Origin of the sequence: Lentilactobacillus hilgardii, assembly GCF_009832765.1 — a bacterium.
Lineage (GTDB): Bacteria > Bacillota > Bacilli > Lactobacillales > Lactobacillaceae > Lentilactobacillus > Lentilactobacillus hilgardii.
On the sequence record NZ_CP047121.1, the window covers coordinates 1,499,987 to 1,518,855 of the forward strand.

General features: G+C 37.9%; 22 protein-coding genes. 19 read left to right on the forward strand and 3 right to left on the reverse strand.

What is annotated here, in order from left to right:
• Window positions 1–298: 298 nt before the first annotated feature.
• Window positions 299–1,468: an IS110 family RNA-guided transposase gene (locus GQR93_RS06975; protein WP_003555409.1), complete on the forward strand. Its 1,170-nt coding sequence runs from the start codon at window positions 299–301 to the stop codon at window positions 1,466–1,468.
• Between the two features lie 142 nt (window positions 1,469–1,610).
• Here GQR93_RS06975 and GQR93_RS06980 read toward each other — a convergent pair whose 3' ends face one another.
• Entirely contained in the window at window positions 1,611–2,486 is an 876-nt protein-coding gene (locus GQR93_RS06980) for a mechanosensitive ion channel family protein (RefSeq protein WP_003553721.1), read from the reverse strand.
• A gap of 166 nt (window positions 2,487–2,652) precedes the next feature.
• Between GQR93_RS06980 and GQR93_RS06985 the strand changes: the two genes are divergently transcribed.
• Entirely contained in the window at window positions 2,653–3,069 is a 417-nt protein-coding gene (locus GQR93_RS06985) for a DUF948 domain-containing protein (RefSeq protein ID WP_003553723.1), read from the forward strand.
• 18 nt (window positions 3,070–3,087) lie between these two features.
• Window positions 3,088–3,600 carry a YtxH domain-containing protein gene (locus GQR93_RS06990; protein WP_003553725.1) on the forward strand — a complete coding sequence of 171 codons (513 nt, stop codon included), beginning with the start codon at window positions 3,088–3,090 and terminating at the stop codon, window positions 3,598–3,600.
• Window positions 3,601–3,674: 74 nt separating this feature from the next.
• Here GQR93_RS06990 and GQR93_RS06995 read toward each other — a convergent pair whose 3' ends face one another.
• The gene (locus GQR93_RS06995; protein WP_003553726.1) at window positions 3,675–4,772 is read right to left on the reverse strand and encodes a M24 family metallopeptidase; all 1,098 of its coding nucleotides are present in this window, start codon (window positions 4,770–4,772) and stop codon (window positions 3,675–3,677) included.
• Between the two features lie 219 nt (window positions 4,773–4,991).
• Here GQR93_RS06995 and ccpA point away from each other — a divergent pair, with 219 nt between their 5' ends.
• From ccpA to GQR93_RS07075, 16 genes are all read left to right on the forward strand, one after another.
• Complete coding sequence (gene ccpA, locus GQR93_RS07000) at window positions 4,992–5,993, forward strand: catabolite control protein A (protein ID WP_035444746.1); 1,002 nt, start codon at window positions 4,992–4,994, stop codon at window positions 5,991–5,993.
• Between the two features lie 225 nt (window positions 5,994–6,218).
• Window positions 6,219–6,953: a YebC/PmpR family DNA-binding transcriptional regulator gene (locus GQR93_RS07005; protein ID WP_003553731.1), complete on the forward strand. Its 735-nt coding sequence runs from the start codon at window positions 6,219–6,221 to the stop codon at window positions 6,951–6,953.
• Between the two features lie 126 nt (window positions 6,954–7,079).
• Window positions 7,080–8,051 carry a competence type IV pilus ATPase ComGA gene (gene comGA, locus GQR93_RS07010; protein ID WP_003553733.1) on the forward strand — a complete coding sequence of 324 codons (972 nt, stop codon included), beginning with the start codon at window positions 7,080–7,082 and terminating at the stop codon, window positions 8,049–8,051.
• On the forward strand, window positions 7,981–9,042 hold the full coding sequence (locus tag GQR93_RS07015) for a type II secretion system F family protein (RefSeq protein ID WP_035444747.1): 1,062 nt from the start codon (window positions 7,981–7,983) through the stop codon (window positions 9,040–9,042). The genes comGA and GQR93_RS07015 overlap by 71 nt, the downstream gene beginning before the upstream one ends.
• Before the next feature lie 23 nt (window positions 9,043–9,065).
• Complete coding sequence (gene comGC / locus GQR93_RS07020; RefSeq protein WP_187117469.1) at window positions 9,066–9,368, forward strand: competence type IV pilus major pilin ComGC; 303 nt, start codon at window positions 9,066–9,068, stop codon at window positions 9,366–9,368.
• A 16-nt stretch (window positions 9,369–9,384) separates the two neighbouring features.
• Window positions 9,385–9,795, forward strand: coding sequence for a hypothetical protein (locus GQR93_RS07025; protein WP_225442054.1), 411 nt, complete (start codon window positions 9,385–9,387; stop codon window positions 9,793–9,795).
• Complete coding sequence (locus tag GQR93_RS07030; protein WP_003553740.1) at window positions 9,779–9,961, forward strand: hypothetical protein; 183 nt, start codon at window positions 9,779–9,781, stop codon at window positions 9,959–9,961. Before GQR93_RS07025 ends, GQR93_RS07030 begins: the two co-directional genes overlap by 17 nt.
• Entirely contained in the window at window positions 9,954–10,379 is a 426-nt protein-coding gene (locus tag GQR93_RS07035) for a ComGF family competence protein (RefSeq protein WP_003553742.1), read from the forward strand. The genes GQR93_RS07030 and GQR93_RS07035 overlap by 8 nt, the downstream gene beginning before the upstream one ends.
• A gap of 231 nt (window positions 10,380–10,610) precedes the next feature.
• Window positions 10,611–11,681 (forward strand): class I SAM-dependent methyltransferase, encoded by a 1,071-nt coding sequence (locus GQR93_RS07040; protein ID WP_003553744.1) that lies wholly within the window; start codon window positions 10,611–10,613, stop codon window positions 11,679–11,681.
• Window positions 11,682–11,703: 22 nt separating this feature from the next.
• A complete protein-coding gene (locus GQR93_RS07045) occupies window positions 11,704–12,894 on the forward strand; it encodes an acetate/propionate family kinase (RefSeq protein WP_003553746.1) in 1,191 nt (396 codons plus the stop codon).
• Window positions 12,895–13,080: 186 nt separating this feature from the next.
• On the forward strand, window positions 13,081–14,457 hold the full coding sequence (locus tag GQR93_RS07050; protein WP_003553748.1) for an amino acid permease: 1,377 nt from the start codon (window positions 13,081–13,083) through the stop codon (window positions 14,455–14,457).
• Between the two features lie 139 nt (window positions 14,458–14,596).
• Window positions 14,597–15,205, forward strand: coding sequence for a metallophosphoesterase (locus GQR93_RS07055; protein WP_003553750.1), 609 nt, complete (start codon window positions 14,597–14,599; stop codon window positions 15,203–15,205).
• A gap of 11 nt (window positions 15,206–15,216) precedes the next feature.
• The gene (locus GQR93_RS07060; RefSeq protein ID WP_225430284.1) at window positions 15,217–16,608 is read left to right on the forward strand and encodes a bifunctional metallophosphatase/5'-nucleotidase; all 1,392 of its coding nucleotides are present in this window, start codon (window positions 15,217–15,219) and stop codon (window positions 16,606–16,608) included.
• A 13-nt stretch (window positions 16,609–16,621) separates the two neighbouring features.
• Window positions 16,622–17,194, forward strand: a complete 573-nt coding sequence (locus GQR93_RS07065) for a YutD family protein (RefSeq protein WP_003553753.1) — start codon at window positions 16,622–16,624, stop codon at window positions 17,192–17,194.
• A 19-nt stretch (window positions 17,195–17,213) separates the two neighbouring features.
• Window positions 17,214–17,987 carry a TIGR01457 family HAD-type hydrolase gene (locus GQR93_RS07070; RefSeq protein WP_035444748.1) on the forward strand — a complete coding sequence of 258 codons (774 nt, stop codon included), beginning with the start codon at window positions 17,214–17,216 and terminating at the stop codon, window positions 17,985–17,987.
• Window positions 17,971–18,654, forward strand: a complete 684-nt coding sequence (locus tag GQR93_RS07075) for a TIGR01906 family membrane protein (RefSeq protein ID WP_003553757.1) — start codon at window positions 17,971–17,973, stop codon at window positions 18,652–18,654. The genes GQR93_RS07070 and GQR93_RS07075 overlap by 17 nt, the downstream gene beginning before the upstream one ends.
• Here the strand turns inward: GQR93_RS07075 and GQR93_RS07080 are convergent.
• Window positions 18,608–18,796 carry a PspC domain-containing protein gene (locus GQR93_RS07080; protein ID WP_003553759.1) on the reverse strand — a complete coding sequence of 63 codons (189 nt, stop codon included), beginning with the start codon at window positions 18,794–18,796 and terminating at the stop codon, window positions 18,608–18,610. The genes GQR93_RS07075 and GQR93_RS07080 overlap by 47 nt on opposite strands.
• Window positions 18,797–18,869: the final 73 nt, after the last annotated feature.

An 18,869-nucleotide genomic window follows, 5' to 3' on the forward strand; every position in this document is an offset into this window, starting at 1 on the left:
ACGAGTCCGAAGCAGTTCCGATCTCTGCTCAGACTCGTTTTTATATAAAACTCTCCGAGGAGCGCTTCGCTTTTCCTCGTAACCATCAATGAAAAGAACCGTCTTCCTTTGTATAATATAGGTGAAGGCGGTTTCATTGTACATCGTTATCTTTTTGGTGCTAATAAGCCCGAATATAAAACCGATGCCCTTCGGTCCTCGAGATTAACCCATTGTTGCTTCGAGCACGCTTATAAAATTTCATTCCTCAAGGCTGTAAGGTTAACCGCCAACTTTTATTCTAAATGGAGGTGCTGACATGGATGTCATTACAGAGAAGTGTTGTGGAATCGACGTACACCAAAAACAGATCACCCTCACCACTTTAATTGGTCGAGCTGATCAAAAGCCCCGGAAGAACAGTCGGCGTTACGGAACAACATCACCCGAATTGCGTCAATGCGCGAACTGGCTGTTAGAAAAGGAAGTTGAAGTCGTCTTAATGGAAAGTACCGGTCAGTATTGGCGGCCGGTTTGGCAAATTTTGGAACCTTATGGTTTCAAAATGGTCTTATGTAACCCCAGAATTATTAAAAATATTCCGGGTAAAAAGACTGATCAAAAGGATTCGGAATGGATCGCCGAATTAGCTCGGTTGGGATTAGTCGCTGCTAGTTTTATTCCACCACGGCCAATTCAAGAATTGCGCGAATCAACTCGTACACGCAAGTCCCTAACTGAAACGGCTACGAGTATTAAAAACAAGATTCATAATATCCTTCAACGGTCAAACATTAAGTTAACGACCTATGTAACGGATATTTTTGGTAGTTCTGGCCAGAAATTGTTAGTTTTATTAATCCAAGGAAAACCGATTAACCTGCAAACAGTTTCTAAATGTATGCACGCCAAGCTAAAAGCTAAACCGGAAATGATTGTCGCTGCTTTAGACGGCAGTCTGTCTCCTAGTGATCGCCAAATTTTAAAGATTGAACTTGCATTATTGGCAGATGTTCAACAGGCAATTCATGCCTTGGAATTACTAATTGAAGAACAACTTCAACCACTTGAAGAATTGTATCTTCGGCTTCAAACCATTCCAGGGATTAGTAAACACATTGCCCAAATTGTGATCGCCGAAGTTGGGACAGATGTAAGCCCGTTTCCGACCGCTCATCATTTGGCTTCTTGGGCTGGCCTATGTCCTGGAAATTATGAATCAGCTGGCCAATCCAAAAGCAGTCACATTTTGCATGGAAATGTTTATTTGAAAACTGCCCTGGTAACCGCAGCGCTAGGTGCGAAAAGACAAACCTGCTCTGGATTAAAAGACTTTTTCTATCGTTTAAAAGGTCATATGAGTGCGCAAAAGGCAGTAGTCGCATTAGCTCATAAACTGCTTAGGATTACCTATGCCATGATTGAAACTGGTTCAAGTTATCAAGAGTATAGAAAAGACCAACGAGCGAAAGCGCTCGTTGGTCAATAAAATACTTTACCTAACTAAATTATACTAATTTTTTCGGTATTTGACTACCGTTAGGTTAGTATGTCCTTTTTTAGGTTACTTTCTTATAAAATATAGTTTTAGCATGTTTTGAAAAGGCGTGCTGATTGATGTTCAACATGATTCATTGTGTTTTATGAAGAACTACCGGGCTTGTTGGTAATTGAATGCCCTGCTTATTAAGCTCGGATAGATATGAAGCTAAAAAGCGATGCGAAATTTCAGCTTGAGCGCCATTTTTTGTTGTAATATTTACCTGAACAACCAACTTGCCATCTGGTAGGTTTATTGTACCAATGATTTTCGGGTCTCCGATAATATCTGAATATTTGGGGACTTCTTGTTGATTGACTTGATTGATGACCTCAATGACTTTGTCAATTGGCGTTTCGGGCAATATACCAACTTGAATCATGGCAGTCATGTTATTACGAGACATATTCGCAATTGTCGTAATTGTCCTATTTGGAATAAAATTAAGTGTTCCGTCATCGCCAACAATTTGTGTTGTCCTTAATCCAACTGCAGTAATTGTGCCGCGAATAGTGTTGATTTGAACATACTCGCCAACCTCAATTTGTTTTTCAAGAAGAATAAAGAAGCCACTCACAATGTCCGTCACGAACCCTTGAGCACCTAGTCCAATTGCCAGGCTAAATACACCGGCACTCGCAACTAACGTCCCCACAGGTACTCCTAAGGTGGAAAGCACGGAGTATAACCAGAAGAACCATAGAATGTAACTCAGCACGTTAATAGACAAGGTATGAAATGTTCGAATTCTTTTTTCAGTGACGGTATCTTGATATTTTTTTCGGTATCGTTTAAAAAAGTGATTAATGAGCGATTTGCCGATCTTTCGAAAAATCAGCATTAAAATAGTGAAAAAAACTAAGATACCTATTTTTTCACTAATGGTGACGAGTAGTTTTTGCCAATCAATAAAATTAATATATTTTTGCCAGTTAATGGCAAAGATCATTATGCTTTTTAGTTGCATTTCCGACTTTCCATCCTTACATTGAATCTATTTCATTCATACTATCAAAAAAACGCTGTCTGATACAAGTCTACACATAAAATGTCGTGACAGAATAAACAATTTTATTGTCAAAGCCCTGCTAGAATGCTATTCTAAAGTAAATCGTTGCACAAGGAGGAAGAACATGACAGCTGGGCAAATCGCAGGGCTTATCGCAGCAATTGCATTCTTACTTTTAGTTATTTTTATTGGAATGTTCCTTTTAAAGGTAAGTCGGACAATTTCTGAAGTTAATTCATCGATTCGTTCAATGACAAGTAATGTAGATGTTATTGCGAAACAGACGGATAAGATAATGGCAACTTCCAATACGTTAGTAAAAGATGTTGATGAAAAGTTAAACATTGTTACGCCGGTATTTCAAGCTGCAGCTGATTTAGGTGAGAGCGTTTCTGATTTAAATAAAGCAACTCATAACCTGACATCAAAAGTTAAAGATACAGGTAAAAAAGGTGCAACTGCAGGCATTGCAGGAACAGTCGGACGGACGGCTTGGAATATGTTTGCTAAACATCGACAAGCTAAAAAGAACCGATCTTAACAATTAATTTGAAAAGGGATGTTTGTTATGGGAAAAAAATTAGTAGGCGGTTTATTTGCAGGATTACTAGGAGCAGGATTGTATGCTGCTTATCAGAAAATGGATGAAACGAAAAAGAACCGTTTAAAGCGTGACTTCCGCGAAAAAACAGATGAATTACGAGATCGAGCAGTTGATTATGCGTTTTATGCAAACGATGCTGTAAGTGATTTTAAAGATGCTTTTAAGGATGAATTGAACAGCACGAAAGGGAACGTAAAAGATGCTTCCTCTAGCTTTGCTGATAAAGCAAAATCATTTAAAACTGCCAAAGATTCTGATGGGACTGATGTTTCAGCTGAGGAAAAAGCCGATCAGGATGACATTATTGTAGATGCCAGGGATGCGTTTAATGATTCTGATTATTCAAAAGCAACCGAATCTGATACTCAAAATGATGCGAATTTAAGCAATACAGATAAAGAGAAAGACAATGAAACTGAGGATCACTCAAATTCTCAGCCGAATCAAGATCATTCAGATAATCAATAGCCTTTGAATCAGAAAAGGTAAAGGACCACCGACGCACTTATGTGTGAGCGGTGGTCCTTCTTTAGTGTCTGATGTTAACCAAAATACTGTAATTCTTTGGTTGTGTGTGTGAACGGTTCATTGCCATTTTCCGTAATGTGGATACAATCTTCAATACGAACGCCTGCAACATTTGGAATATAAATCCCTGGTTCAATTGAGAAACACATACCAGGCTGTAGCACTAATTGATTTCCTTCCATGATCGAAGGAAATTCGTGTTCACTCATGCCCATTCCATGACCCAACCTATGATTGAAATAGTCACCATAGCCGGCCTTTGTAATGATGTCGCGAGCAACTTTATCCAGTTCTTCTGCAGTTATTCCCGGTTTTGCGGCCTCTTGAGCAGTTAATTGTGCTTCTAAACAAACTTTATAGATATCCATCGATTTGTCATCTGGTTTACCTACCGCAATCGTTCTGGTTGCATCGCTAATATAACCATCCCAAACTGTTCCAAGATCAAAGAGGACCAGAGCATTGTTTTCGATTTTCTTATCTGAAGTAGCACCATGAGGCTCGGCTGCGTGAGTGCCGGATTGAATAAGGGGTGGAAAGCTCAATTCCATGATACCGTTCTTCATTAGTGCATAAGACATTTCTGCGGCGACGCGTGATTCGGGTCTACCGGCTTTTACGGCCTCAAAACAGGTTTTGAATGCAAAGTCATCCCATTTTCCAGCAATTTTTAACTTCTCGATTTCATCTGCACTTTTAATTATTCTCATTTGATCCAGCATTTGATCAAGATTAACAGAGAAATCACCGGTTGGAAATTCACTCTTTACCAGTTCAAGCCATTCAACAGACATATTAGCCTTTTCAATTGCAAAATTTGTTTCGGCTGTATTGCGGGCATGAATTTGGTCTGCAATCATTTCCCAAGGCTTTTCATGATCCAAGTAACCGTAAACCGGATTTGACCATCCTGATTCTTTGATCGCTTGCGTTTCAAGTGCCGGCCCGAACAAGAAAGGGTCAGAATTCTTAAAGACGACCAGCAGTAGGACTCGCTCGTTGGGATCGCTATAAAAACCGCTTAGGTATTGAATGGTTTTAGGATCGCTGATTAAAGCAATATCTCTATTATTGTCAGAGAGCCAGCGCTGTATCTTTTCAATTTTATCCATGTGTCAGAACAACTCCTTAGTAGATTACAAACAGTATAGCATAGATAATTTGCTCGATTTGTCATAAATCACCGTTTTCACTTGAATTTTCACAGAGGGTAGTTTATGATTTATTTGAAAACGTTTTCAGTTTGCCGTAATCGTTTTTATTTGGTATATTGAATGATGTTTTGAAAATACGTGAAAACTTATTATATCTCGATAGAAAGGGCTATTAAAATGGATAAACAAACAATTACAATTTATGATGTTGCCAGAGAAGCTGATGTATCTATGGCAACGGTTTCAAGAGTTGTTAATGGAAATGCCAATGTAAAGCCGGCAACTCGAAAAAAAGTGTTAGACGTTATTGAAAAATTGGATTATCGGCCAAATGCCGTTGCCAGAGGATTGGCAAGTAAAAAAACAACCACGGTTGGTGTGATTGTGCCTGATGTAACCAACATGTATTTTTCATCGTTGGCGCGAGGAATTGATGATGTAGCTACTATGTACAAATACAACATTATTTTAACCAACTCTGATTCAAATAGTGAAAAGGAAATTAAGGTTCTTAATACACTTTTGTCAAAACAAGTTGACGGAATTGTGTTTATGGGTAATGAAATTACTGATAAACTGCGTGAGGAATTTAAACGAACCAAGACACCGATTGTTCTTGCAGGTTCAGTTGATGAACAAAACTTGAAGCCAAGTGTTAATATCGATTACGTGGCAGCAGTTCAAGAAGAAGTTAAAAATTTGATTGATCGCGGGAATAAGCGAGTTGCGTTTGTCTGTGGGCCACTCGAGCAGGCAATTAATGGTAAATTCCGGCTTGAAGGGTATAAAAAAGCGCTTAAAAGTGCGGGAATTCCTTATGATGACAAACTGGTCTTTGAAACGGATGATACATACAAGACCGGAACGTTGTTGCAACCAGCTTTAATGTCAGTTAACGCGACAGCTGCGATGGTAACTGATGACGAATTAGCTGCAGGAATCATGAATGGGATGTCTGATGCCGGTGTTAAGGTACCGGATAAATTTGAAATCATTACAAGTAATGATACGAAATTAACGGAAATGGTTCGGCCAAAGATGTCATCAATTACGCAACCGCTATATGATATTGGTGCCGTCGCTATGAGACTGCTCACAAAACTCATGAACAATGAAGATGTTGACGAGAAAAACGTCTTACTTCCTTATGGGCTTATGAAGCGCGAATCAACAAAATAGATCATCGACCATACAACAGATAGGAGAGTCATGATAGTTATTAGACGGTTAGCTTTTCTATATTAAGCAGACTCTGGATCAATTGCTGCCCTTTTATTTAGGTTTTGTTATTGGCGCTGTAAAGATTTGGATTCTTTGCGTTGGCTTGAAACCGTTCTTCGTATCTGGTAAGATATTGTCGTATGTTTGAAACTAGCTAATAAATTTTAGAAAAGAGGAGTCATTATGTCAGGACATTCAAAATGGCATAACATTCAGGGACGTAAAAACGCTCAGGATGCTAAACGTGGAAAGATTTTCCAAAAGATATCACGTGACTTATATCAAGCCGCTAAAGCAGGTGATCCTGATCCAGAAAACAATCCTCAATTACGGTTGGTAATGGAAAAAGCTCGTGCTGCCAACATGCCAAAAGATAACGTTCAACGTGCTATTGATAAGGCTTCGGGACTTGGCGGAGCTAAATTCGAAGAAATCACTTATGAAGGATACGGTCCTGGTGGAACAGCTATCATGGTTTCTGCTTTAACCGATAACAAGAATCGTACCGCTGCTGCTATTCGTTCAGCATTTACACATCATGGCGGTTCATTGGGTGCCAGTGGATCCGTTTCTTATATGTTTGATCGTAAGGGATATATTGAGGTCTTACGTGACGGCTTGGATAAAAGCGAAGATGATATGTTGATGGATGCATTAGACGCCGGTGCTGATGACATGAAGACAACAGATAGTGAATTTCAAATTTTTACCGATCCTTCATCTCTAGCCGCTGTGCGTGATGAGTTGCAAAAAAAGGGTTATGATTTGGACACTGCTGAAGTACGAATGTTTCCAGAAACAACAACTGAAGTTCCTGGAGATAAAATTTCTCAATATAGCGGTTTGATCGACGAACTTGAAAATAATGATGATGTTCAAGATGTTTATGAAGCAGCTGTATTACCAGAAAATAGTTAAACTTAACTAAATTATTTTTAAGATATTTAGTCTAACGCTAAATCAAAACAGAAATGTTTTGGTTTAGCTTTTTTTTTCGAAAAAATTTCTGATTGACCTCGTATGTAATTATTGTGAGGTGAAAAAATGGAAATTAATGAACAAGTTGCCACATTATATAACACGGCAATTAACTATCATGCGAGTGATATCTATTTTCTTCCAGTTAATGATCAATATGTGATAAAAATTCGAAATTCGGAATCATTGATGGATTGGAAAATAATGTCGGCAGTAAGAGCCAGGAGAATGATGAACTATTGTAAATACATGGCCGATATGGCATTAAGCGAATTACGTCGGCCACAAATTGGTTCAATGGATTGGCAGGTAGCCGATAGGCAATATTCGCTGCGTTTATCGTCCGTTGGGGATTTTTCTGGTGCTGAATCGATGGTTGTCAGAATTATTTATGATCTGGAAGAAATCAAGACTGCTTTCTTTGATCTGGAAGCTTTAAAAAAAGTGAGACAAATGACGAGTCGTCGCGGTCTCGTTATTTTCTCCGGCCCAACCGGATCTGGGAAGACAACGACTATTTATAATCTGGTAAACCAGACATCAGCAGGAAAAATTGTGATGACAATTGAAGATCCGGTTGAAATTAAACAACCGAATTATTTACAACTGCAAGTTAATCGGGAAGCGGGGATGGCATATTCTGATCTTATTAAAGTTGGGTTGAGACATCGTCCGGATGTCTTTATAGTTGGTGAAATTCGGGACGAGTTAACAGCTAAAGCGGCTATAAGAGCAGCACTTAGCGGACATTTAGTCTATTCTACAATTCATGCGCAAAGTCCCCGTGGTGTGGTCGATCGATTATCGCAATTAGGTATCGACAGACCGTTTATCTCCCAGGCATTAACGGCCGTTTGTTATCAACGGTTGATTCCAACAATAGACGGTCAACAAAAAGTTTTGTTAAAAACTCACACACTCCAGGAATTAATGAAGACGAATACTTATGATTGGGAGGACTGGCAAAATGGTCTTGAGCAGGCAATTGTTAATCAACAAATTACTAGAAAAACTGCCGAACAATTTTGGTACGGTTAAACGGTGGCCAATAGCAGTTCAGGCTGATTTTTTCAGTACACTGGCTAATTTACTGAAAATTGGTTTCTCACTCACGGCGGCATTGAAATTTATTTGTGAAACCGACCAGCATTTGAAATCAGGGACGAAACAAATTATTGATGGATTGGAAACGGGTTCAGATTTTTCAAAATGTGTTCAACCGCTTATTAGTTCTCAGGCATATCAGCAAATCCTAATTTCTGAAAAGCATGGCCAACTACGAGATGTTTTGAACGAATTGGCAACGTTCAATCGACTGAAACTTAAGCAAATCAAAAAAATCAAAACCGTCATGATTTATCCTGCATTTCTTTGTATCATTTTGCTAACGTTGATCATTGTTATTCATACTTTTGTATTCCCACAAATTGAAACGTTGCTGCCAAGTGTTTCAACGGCGCAACCTGAATTGATTGATTTTCATCTTCTTGAAGTCATCGGCCTAGCTATTGGCACTATATTAATCATTTTAACGATAGGTTTTTTTAAGCAACCGGTTCTTAAGAAAGCTGAGATTGTTGTTAAAATCCCATTTTTGGGTTCCATTTTTAAACGTTACATTGCTTATTATTTAGCCAGCAACCTGGCAACACTTTTGAGAAACGGATTAAGCGTTAAAGAAATTTATTCGGTCCTTTGTGCACAGAAAACTGATTCGATTATATATGCACTAGGTGAGATGCTAAACACATCCCTTACAAAGGGCAATTCATTGAAAAAAATTGTTGAGACGCATCATTTTATTCCAAAAGAAATTGTTAAATTCCTGAATTCAGGTGATACGGTTACCGAGATGGCTAATTCAATGACTGCATATTCAAAACTGATGTTTGACGAGATTCTCTTAGCAACTGATAAATTAATTGCCTTTATTCAACCGACGATGTTTCTCATGATTGGGGTCACGATTGTGGCAACATATTTTCAATTGTTAATTCCGATATATGATTCAGTGAAAGGACTTTATTAACCGTGAAAAAAATAACAAAAGACATGACAAACCAGACGCGATCAGGATTCACTTTAATTGAGATGACAATTGTTCTTTTTATTATCTCTCTTCTAATTATGATAGTAATTCCCAACCTATCCAATCAGCGTAAGCGCGCTCAAACAGTGCATACTTCTGCAATGCAGTCAATGGTGCAGGCACAAGTCGACGCATATCAAAGCCAGCATCCTGACGACGAGCATGTTTCATATGATGACTTATCAAAAGATGGCTATTTAACCAAAAAACAAGTATCACAAGCCAGACACGAAGGTATAAAAATTTCAAAAAATGATGACAGGTAGAAAGGGATTTACCGTATTGGAATTAATCATTTACCTCGGCATTGTCTCGTGTGTGCTATTGATTAACTTGGTTTTGATCTCATTCATTAAAGGCAACCATATTGAAAATCGTTTATTCTGGCATTCGTTTCAGGAATGCTGGACGCAAGCCCAACAGACAGCCAGAGTGAATCATTGCAAGTATGAAGTGATGATTGAAACTAAACCTCAACAAGTTGTTTTTAAACCATATCATCAAAAAATAAAAAAGCAGGTGCTTAAGTGCCCAAACGGATTAGTCCCCCACAATGCCCGACACTTATTTATTAATTCAAACGGATACGCTTCGCCGACAACCATTTATTGGCAATCAAAATCCGGTAAAGAAATCTATTTACAAAAAATACAATTAGGATGGAGTGGCTTTAGAATTGAAAAGAAAAACTAAGGACGGGTTCACCTTAATTGATTCGTTGATTGGGCTCACAATTATTTCTCTGTTCAGCCTTTTTTATATTGGCATTACCCATCAAATGAATGATCAGATTGACCAAAGTCAGAAAACGTTGAAAGTTGAACGAAAGCATTATGAGGATTTGTTGAGGAATGAGTAGAAAACATCGTCACGGCTATCTGTTAGCCGAAAGCATGATTAGTCTACTTGTATGTGTTTTTGCAATCTGGACAATTACGACCATGCTGGTTTATGTTGGACGTGCTTCTAATAATCAGCTGATTAATTTTTATTCATACATTGATTTACTGGAATCCGATCATTTTAATTTTAGGGTTGTTAAAGTATCTAACAATGATGTTATTTTATATAGTCCAAACACTAAGAAGAAGTATCACATGCAGCAATATAAAAATATGTTGAGATTCACAGGTGATCACCTGGGGCATGTTCCGACGTTAGTAAATGTGGGCAGAGTGTATTGGGACAAAGAAGAAGGGCGGTTAAACACAGATGTTAAGTTTGAAAATGGTGAACATTATCAAGCGTATTCTAAACTGCCGAGTGATCGCCAGTAATCATCAAAATGGCTCTCTGACAGTTGTTGCGCTTGTTTTTATCAGCATGATGTTGGCGTGTCTTATTTTTCAGTGTGTTTCTTATCAAAGAAACATCAGTACAATTGAATCCATGACACAAACATATCGACAGCGTCAAAGAAAACTTCTAAGCAGACAGAAAGAAAGCGTACCTGTCCAACAGTTCACAATCGCTAATCATTAATTAATATTCTGGTAAAGTCACTTGAATTGTTAAAGCCTTTTCTGGTAGTATTTAGTAGTATTATAGTAATTTGTGAAAAGGAGTTGAGTGTTCTGACAGAAGGACAAATCGAACGCTTCTTTAGTGTACTTAACGAAACAACAGAGATTGTTCAAAAGCAAAAGGATCAATCGTATTTTGATTCGTTGATTGAAGTGCTGGATACTGTTCAAAGTAATGATGTTAATGCTCTGGACCTGACCGATGAAAATGCCAAGAAGGTTTCTCGTATTTATTCCGAGTTTGATCGAGACAAGTATGATTCTGAAACCCTTCGTAAGGCGATTCAGATGGCAATACTGAAGGCAATTCGAGTAGACAGGATTCAGGCCAATTATCAAATCACTCCGGACACAATAGCAAATATTGTTGGGTATATTATTTCCGGAATCTTTAATGGTCAAAAACAACTAAGTATGCTTGATCCAGCAATGGGAACAGGTAACTTGTTGACAGCTATCTATAATCAACTTGATAAAAGCATTCACGTCAAACCGTCAATTTCCGGAATTGAAAATGATGATGCCATGTTTGAACTGGCGGCCGGTTCTTTTGATATTCAGCACATTCATGCCGAATTGTTCCATGAGGATGCGATCCAAAACGTACTCGCACCAGTAGTAGACATAGCTGTGAGTGATTTGCCGGTTGGGTATTATCCAATCGACGAGAATACCAAAGGATTTAACACGCGTTCAAATGATGGTCATTCATACGTTCATCATTTATTGATAGAATTTGCCATGGATCACGTTAAAAAAGGTGGTTATGGATTTTTCCTCGTTCCAAGTCAGATTTTCAAGACGAGTGAGGCCAAGCAACTTCTTAAGTGGATGCAGGGTAATGTTTATTTACAAGGTCTTTTGAATTTACCAACCGAACTTTTTCAAAATAAAGCGTCTCAAAAGGCGATTATGATTTTGCAGAATTCAGGTGGAAATGCTAAACAGGCAAGTCCGATTATGTTGGGAGAATTTCCATCATTTAAAGATCAACCTGCATTTCAAAAGTTTTTAACTGAAATTGATGATTGGCAAAAGAAGGATCTTTTACAATAATATATAGAGGAGTAATATTACGATGGGAAAATCGATTGCAATTAACGCTGGTAGTTCCACATTAAAGTACAAATTGTTCCAAATGCCTGAAGAAACGGTTTTATCAAGTGGTGCCATTGACCGAATCGGTCTTGGTTCTTCATCTGTTTCAATTAAATATGATGATGGTAAAAAGTATAAAGATACCCTTGATATTGATAATCATGAACAAGCAATTCAATTGGTTCTGGACAAATTATTAAGCTTAAATATTATTAAAGACTACAGTGAAATTACTGGTGTTGGTCACCGAATCGTTGCTGGTGGTGAAGATTTTAAGGACTCAGTGATTATTGATGATGATGTTATCAAAAAAATTGAAGGTTTAACTGAATTCGCACCACTTCATGAACCTGCAGCTATTCTTGGCATTAAGGCGTTTAAGAAGATTTTACCAAATATTATTAGTATCGCAGTTTTTGATACTTCTTTCCATACGACACTGCCTGAAGTGAATTATATGTACAGCCTACCTTACGAATACTATCAAAACTATAAAGTTCGTAAGTATGGTGCTCATGGAACCAGCTACAGATACGTTTCCCAGCGTGCTGCATCTATTCTTGGCAAACCTTTGGAAGATCTTAAGCTTGTTATTTTGCATTTGGGTGCCGGAGCTTCTATTGATGCCATTAAGGATGGCAAATCTTTTGATACATCGATGGGATTTTCACCAGTTGCAGGAATTACAATGGCAACACGTTCGGGTGATGTTGATCCATCTGCACTTCAGTATGTGATGGGCAAAGCCGGTATTAAAAATATGGATGACATGGTAGACATTTTAAATCATAAGTCCGGTTTAGTAGGTGTTTCGGGTGTTTCAGCCGATATGCGTGAAATTGAAGGTGTCATGCATGAAAATCATCGTGCAATGTTGGCACGTGAAATCTTTAAAAATCGGATTATTCGTTATATCGGAAGTTATGTTGCTGAAATGGGTGGCATTGATGCATTAGTGTTTACTGCCGGTATTGGCGAAAACGATATTATGATTCGTCAAGAGGTCTCAGACAAGCTTGGTTACTTTGGAATCAAGGTCGATCCTAAGAAGAATGATATTCGTGGTGAAGAAAGAGATCTTTCTGCTGAAGGGTCTACCGTTAAGACACTCTTGATTCCAACTGATGAAGAGTTAATGATTGTCCGTGATATTGAAAGATTGCGTAAGTAATTAATTTCTATCCACGAACGTAAAAATAAATACATTTTTAGTACACTGAAAGTATTTACTCAAGTTTTGTTTAATCTAATCAATTTTGTGGAGGCTGAATGCAAAACAGTTTGTTTTGTTTCGGCCTCTTTGTTTGAAGTATTTGATTGATTCTTATTTTAACTTGAAAAGAAGGAGGCGCTTTTTTTGGAGAGTCAAAATGACGATCATCAGTTTTCACGAGGTCTTAAAAACCGTCATGTGCAATTAATTGCTCTTGGTGGAACGATTGGAACCGGGCTTTTTCTAGGTGCTGGTCAATCGATTCATCTTGCGGGGCCATCGATAATTCTTGCTTATTTATTAGCGGGGTTTGCGTGCTTTTTACTAATGCGAGCGCTGGGGGAATTACTTTTATCGGATCTCAGCGGTAATTCGTTTGTATTTTTTATAAAAAAATATTTGGGAGATAAGGCGGGATTCGTCATTGGCTGGACGTATTGGACGTGTTGGATTTCCATAGCTATGGCGGATTTAACCGCTACGGGATTATATGTTCAGTTTTGGTTCCCGAAGATTCCAGTCTGGTTAACCGGATTGGTTGTACTAACGATCTTGTTCTTAGTAAATATCATTGCTGTTTCTGCTTTTGGAGAAACCGAATTTTGGCTTTCGATTATTAAAATCGCTGCTATTGTTGCTTTGATTATTATTGGGATTGTTTTGGTACTTGTCCATTACAAGACCCCATTCGGACATGCCGAGTTAAGTAATATTGTAAGCGGTGGGTTCTTTGCAAACGGATCATCTGGGTTTGTCCTTTCGTTTCAAATGGTTCTGTTTGGTTTTGCCGGTATTGAAATGATTGGTATGACCGCTTCGGAAACACAAGATCCCGAAGTAACAATTCCCAAAAGTATTAATGAAGTACCAACGCGAGTATTACTTTTTTATGTTGGATCACTATTAGCTTTAATGAGTATTTTCCCGTGGCAGCACGTTTCACCAACCTCCAGTCCGTTTGTACAGGTCTTTTCCGGAATTGGAATTCGTTCTGCAGCAACCATTATCAATTTTGTTGTGTTGACAGCTTCCATTTCGGCATGTAATAGTTCAATCTTTACAACCGGTAGAATGATGTTTTCATTAACATACAGTGGGAAGTCCAAATTTCACAAAACAGTTGGTAAATTATCTCGACGGCAAATTCCATTTAATGCAATTCTATTTTCAACCTGCGTCATCGCATTAATTGTTGTTCTAAGTATTTTAATGCCTGGAAATGTTTTTAGTTTTATTTCGAGTGTTACAACGACTTGTTTCTTGTTCGTTTGGGGGATGATTGTTCTAGCTCATTTGCGCTACCGCAAAGTAATCAAAGCGGGAAGGCATTCAGATAAATTAACATTTAAAATGCCACTCTATCCATTTTCGGATTATTTTGTCTTAGCGTTCCTGATTTTCGTTGGCATTGTCCTACTTTTGAAGACAGATACGCTGATTGCGTTAATTGGATCATTACTTTGGTTACTGATCTTGTTCGTTGGTAAATCAGTTACAAATAAGGTTGAATCAGAAAATTAATCATTGAATAATGATGAAGGTTGGGACCAAAACGATTTTGTTCCCAGTCTTCATTATTTTCGTTATAATAGCGGGAAAAGATTAAGTAGCGGTGTTATTATGGTTAAAGTAACTATCGCGTCTGAAAGAAGAATGTTAAATGCAATTTTTTACGGCCGACACTCATTTTTTTCATGAAAGATTACTTGGAATTAGTGAATTTGCGCCCCGACCTTTTTTAACAGTTGAAGATATGAATGATACGATTATTGAAAATTGGAATAGGCGAGTTGGTAAGGATGATGTTGTTTACCACTTGGGAGATATTGCAATTCTTCATACTCGACCGGAAAAGGACGCTTATCAACGCATTTTTGAAGTTTTAAAAAAACTAAATGGCAGGCTTATTTTAATTAAAGGAAATCATGATTCGAGAAACTTATTTAAATATCTTGAAAAACATAATTATTTAGTAGGGAACCATTTAAAATTTGAATTCCATGATGTTGGCGTCCTAATTAAAATGAATCACCGTCAGTATTATATGACGCACTATCCTATGATGATGGGGATTGTCAAACAAATTATTAATCTTCATGGTCATATTCATCACTACTCGGTGCCAATTAAAGAGAATATTAACGTTGGTGTAGATACACCGGAGGCTGATTATTTAAAACATAAACCCCCATTTGGTACGCCCTTTTCACAGCAGGAAATAGAGGAAATGGTGGCGCAAAAACAAATCGATTTTGCAAAACGACAATGATAGGTGGTCTCATGACGGAAAAAATAACAATCTTGCATACAAATGATCTGCATTCGCATTTTGAAAATTGGCCACGAATTCGCAGATATATTTTAGAAACCAGGAATAAATTATTACTTGAAAAGAATTCATCAGTTATTACCGTAGATTTAGGCGATGCTGTGGATCGCGTCCATCCTCTAACTGAGGTCACAAATGGACAAGCAAATGTTGAACTACTGAATCAAATTCATTACGATGCAGTCACAATTGGAAATAACGAAGGGCTTACCAATACACACGAACAGTTGAATCAACTTTATAATGATGCAAATTTTGACGTCATTCTTGGCAATATACTGGATATGAAAACCAAGTTAATGCCAAAATGGTCTCAACCGGCAAAAATCATCACAACTCCTAAAAAAACACGTATCTTGATTTTAGGTTTGACAGCTCCTTATTTGCTAACATACCCTATTTTAGGATGGCGCCCAATTGAACCGGAAAAGATACTTCCAAAACTTTTAAAAAGGTATGCTGGGCAATATGATATTGTCGTTCTACTCTCTCATTTAGGGCTCCCAGAGGATCAATTACTGGCAAGAAAGTTTCCCGAACTAAATGTCATTATCGGCTCTCACACGCATCATTTGTTAGTCCACGGCCAGCGTGTCAACACATCTCTATTGGCAGCTGCTGAAAAGTGGGGACATTATATTGGTCAGATAACGCTTACGGTCGATCATTCGCATCAAATTACTGACAGTGATGCAATGGTGGTCAAAACCAGTACGCTTCCTGAGCTTCCTGAAGATCAAGAAGAGATTGAAGGCTATGAAGAGACCGGTGAAAAATTATTAGCCAGAAACAAATTAGCTAGAATTAAGGCACCAATGACGACAAGCCTGACTGGAAACTCACGATTAGTAAATGAAGGGTTACATGCAATTATGGAGAAGGCAAATACGTCAGCTGGTATTTTAAGCTCCGGACTATTTCTTCGTGATCTTCCAAAGGGAATTGTAGATAGAAATGAATTGCATCAAATGCTTCCTCATGCAATGCATGTTATGAGAGTGACTTTAGGTGGTTATGACCTTTGGAGATTAATTAAAGAAATGGAAAAGAATCGGAACTTCTTAATTAAATTTCCTCAAAAAGGCATGGGCTTTCGGGGGAAGGTATTTGGCGAGCTTCATTATAGCGGTTTGAGATATGATTCGGATACCGGTAGACTATTTTATCGTGAAGAACTGGTTTCCCCAATTAAAAAATATCAAATTGCAATGCCCGATCATTATTTATTCATTCCATTTTTTCCAACATTAGAAATTGTGGGTCATAACGAAATTTTGTATGATGAAAACCTAAGGGATGTCTTTGGTGATTATATGGCTAAACACTATCCTATTAACGGATGAAAGGAGGACCAGTATGGACCGTAAACAGCTTGATGTTTTAATTGCACAACAGGATGAAAAACGTCATCCGCTTGCACAGATTCAGCGTGATTCGGAAACCGAATTCAGCATTAATAATCATCAATATGAAGTTGAGTTGAATTCTCAAAATGGTTTTCAATTTGAAGAGTTTGTTCGTCGATACAATCCGGCTTTAAGCCAATTTGATTTCATTGTTGGCGACTGGGGTTATGGCCAGCTACGTCTCAAGGGGTTTTATAATGACGACAGAGAGGTTGTCACCGGCCCGTTTATTTCTGCACTCAATGATTATTTGCTTGAAGACATTAATTTTGGTGCGGCTTATTTTGTCGTTCATAATCTTGAAGCCCGACCGATCGTCCATAAATCAAGAAGTACACGTAGTCGTCATCGCTCGAGTCGGGGACGGTCTCGTAATAATCGTCGGAATAGTCGCAACCATGCATTTGTTGAACAAAAAGTAGCACCCGTAAAGCCCCCTCTTCAGAAGAGAAAGAATTTGATTGTTAAAACTGAGGAAAAATCTCATAAACATCACTTTATTATTCGTGAAAGTAAAAATTAATTGTCGAAGGGATAAAAGAATGAAACACTACAAAGGCTATTTTATCGATCTTGATGGAACGGTTTATGCAGGAAAAAAGCGAATTCCTGCCGCCAAACGTTTTATTGAACGACTACAAGCAAAAAAAATACCATTTCTTTTTGTAACAAATAATTCGACACAATTGCCGCGAGACGTCGTCAAAAATTTAGACGAAAATCATGATATCCATGTTAAGCCGGAAAATGTTTATACATCTGGAATGGCAACTGTAGATTTTATGAATGATGATAAGAAAATAGTTGCCCCGTCGGTTTACATTGTTGGCGAAATTGGTCTAAAGCAGGTTATTTTAGCAAATAACTTTCGCTTAGAATCTGATCATCCTGATTATGTTGTCGTTGGATTGGATTCGGATTTAACCTATGAGAAGCTGTCAGAAGCTGTTTTGGCGATTCGAAGTGGATCTAAGTTCATTGGTACCAATCCCGATACAAACATCCCTAAAGAACGCGGTATGATGCCTGGTGCAGGCTCTGTTGTAAAGTTTGTTGAATACGCGACCCAACAACAACCGATTATGATCGGAAAACCCAAAGCCAGAATTATTGAAAGTGCCTTGAAAAAAATTGGATTGAGTCAAGATGAAGTCGTGATGGTAGGGGATAACTATAATACAGACATTAAGGCCGGTATAAATGCCAACGTAGATACACTGTTGGTATATACAGGGCTCTCCACCAAGGAGCAGGTTCGTTCAGAATCAATTTTACCGACCTATCAAATCGACAGTTTAGATGAATGGCGGCCTTAGTTTGAAACTAACAATGCAACAAATCGGGTACGCACTTATCATATTATTGGGATGTTTATCATTTGCGATCTTTTTGACAATTAATTCGGTTTGGCTCTTTGACCTGAACATTCATGCATTACACTTATCAGCTGCAACCGGCATGTCCGCCGAAAGGATGCACGAAGAATACTTGCGAATGATTAATTATATTCAAAACCCTTTAACTAATTCATTGAACTTTAAATATTTTATCAGCTCGCCAAATGGCCTTCAGCATTTTAAAGATGTGAGACATTTAGTTATTTTTAATAATGTTATGGCAGTTATTTTTGTTCCGGTGTCATTTGTACTTGTACGGCGGTTAAATAAAAAATCACTAACGTGGATGCTTTTAACACCGATAAAAACGGTGGTCATCTTTTCGTTAGTGATTGTTTCAATTATGATTGTCAATTTCGAACAGGTATTTATTTATTTTCATGAGCTATTGTTTCGAAATAGTGATTGGATTTTCGACCCGGATCTGGACCCAGTTATTAATATGCTGCCGGATACATTCTTTTTTGAATGTTTTACCTTATTTTTTATTGTGTTTTTGGCATTACACTTATGGTTATATATTTTGGCCAAAAAATCACTCAGATCGGATCCTCCATTAAAATCCACAAGATCAGGTAAGCAATAAAGCCGGGGAACAGAGGAGTAAATGCGAGTAACAGAAAAACAATTCTCGCAAGTAGTGGATCCCAGTCATATTTTTCGCTTAATCCACCAATAACGCCGGCAATGACTCGATGCTCCTTGGAGCGATGGATATGAATTTTCATCTGATAATCCTCCTTCGAGTTGATTAATAAAATCTTAACTTAACCATACCTGAATAGAAAACAGATTTCAATT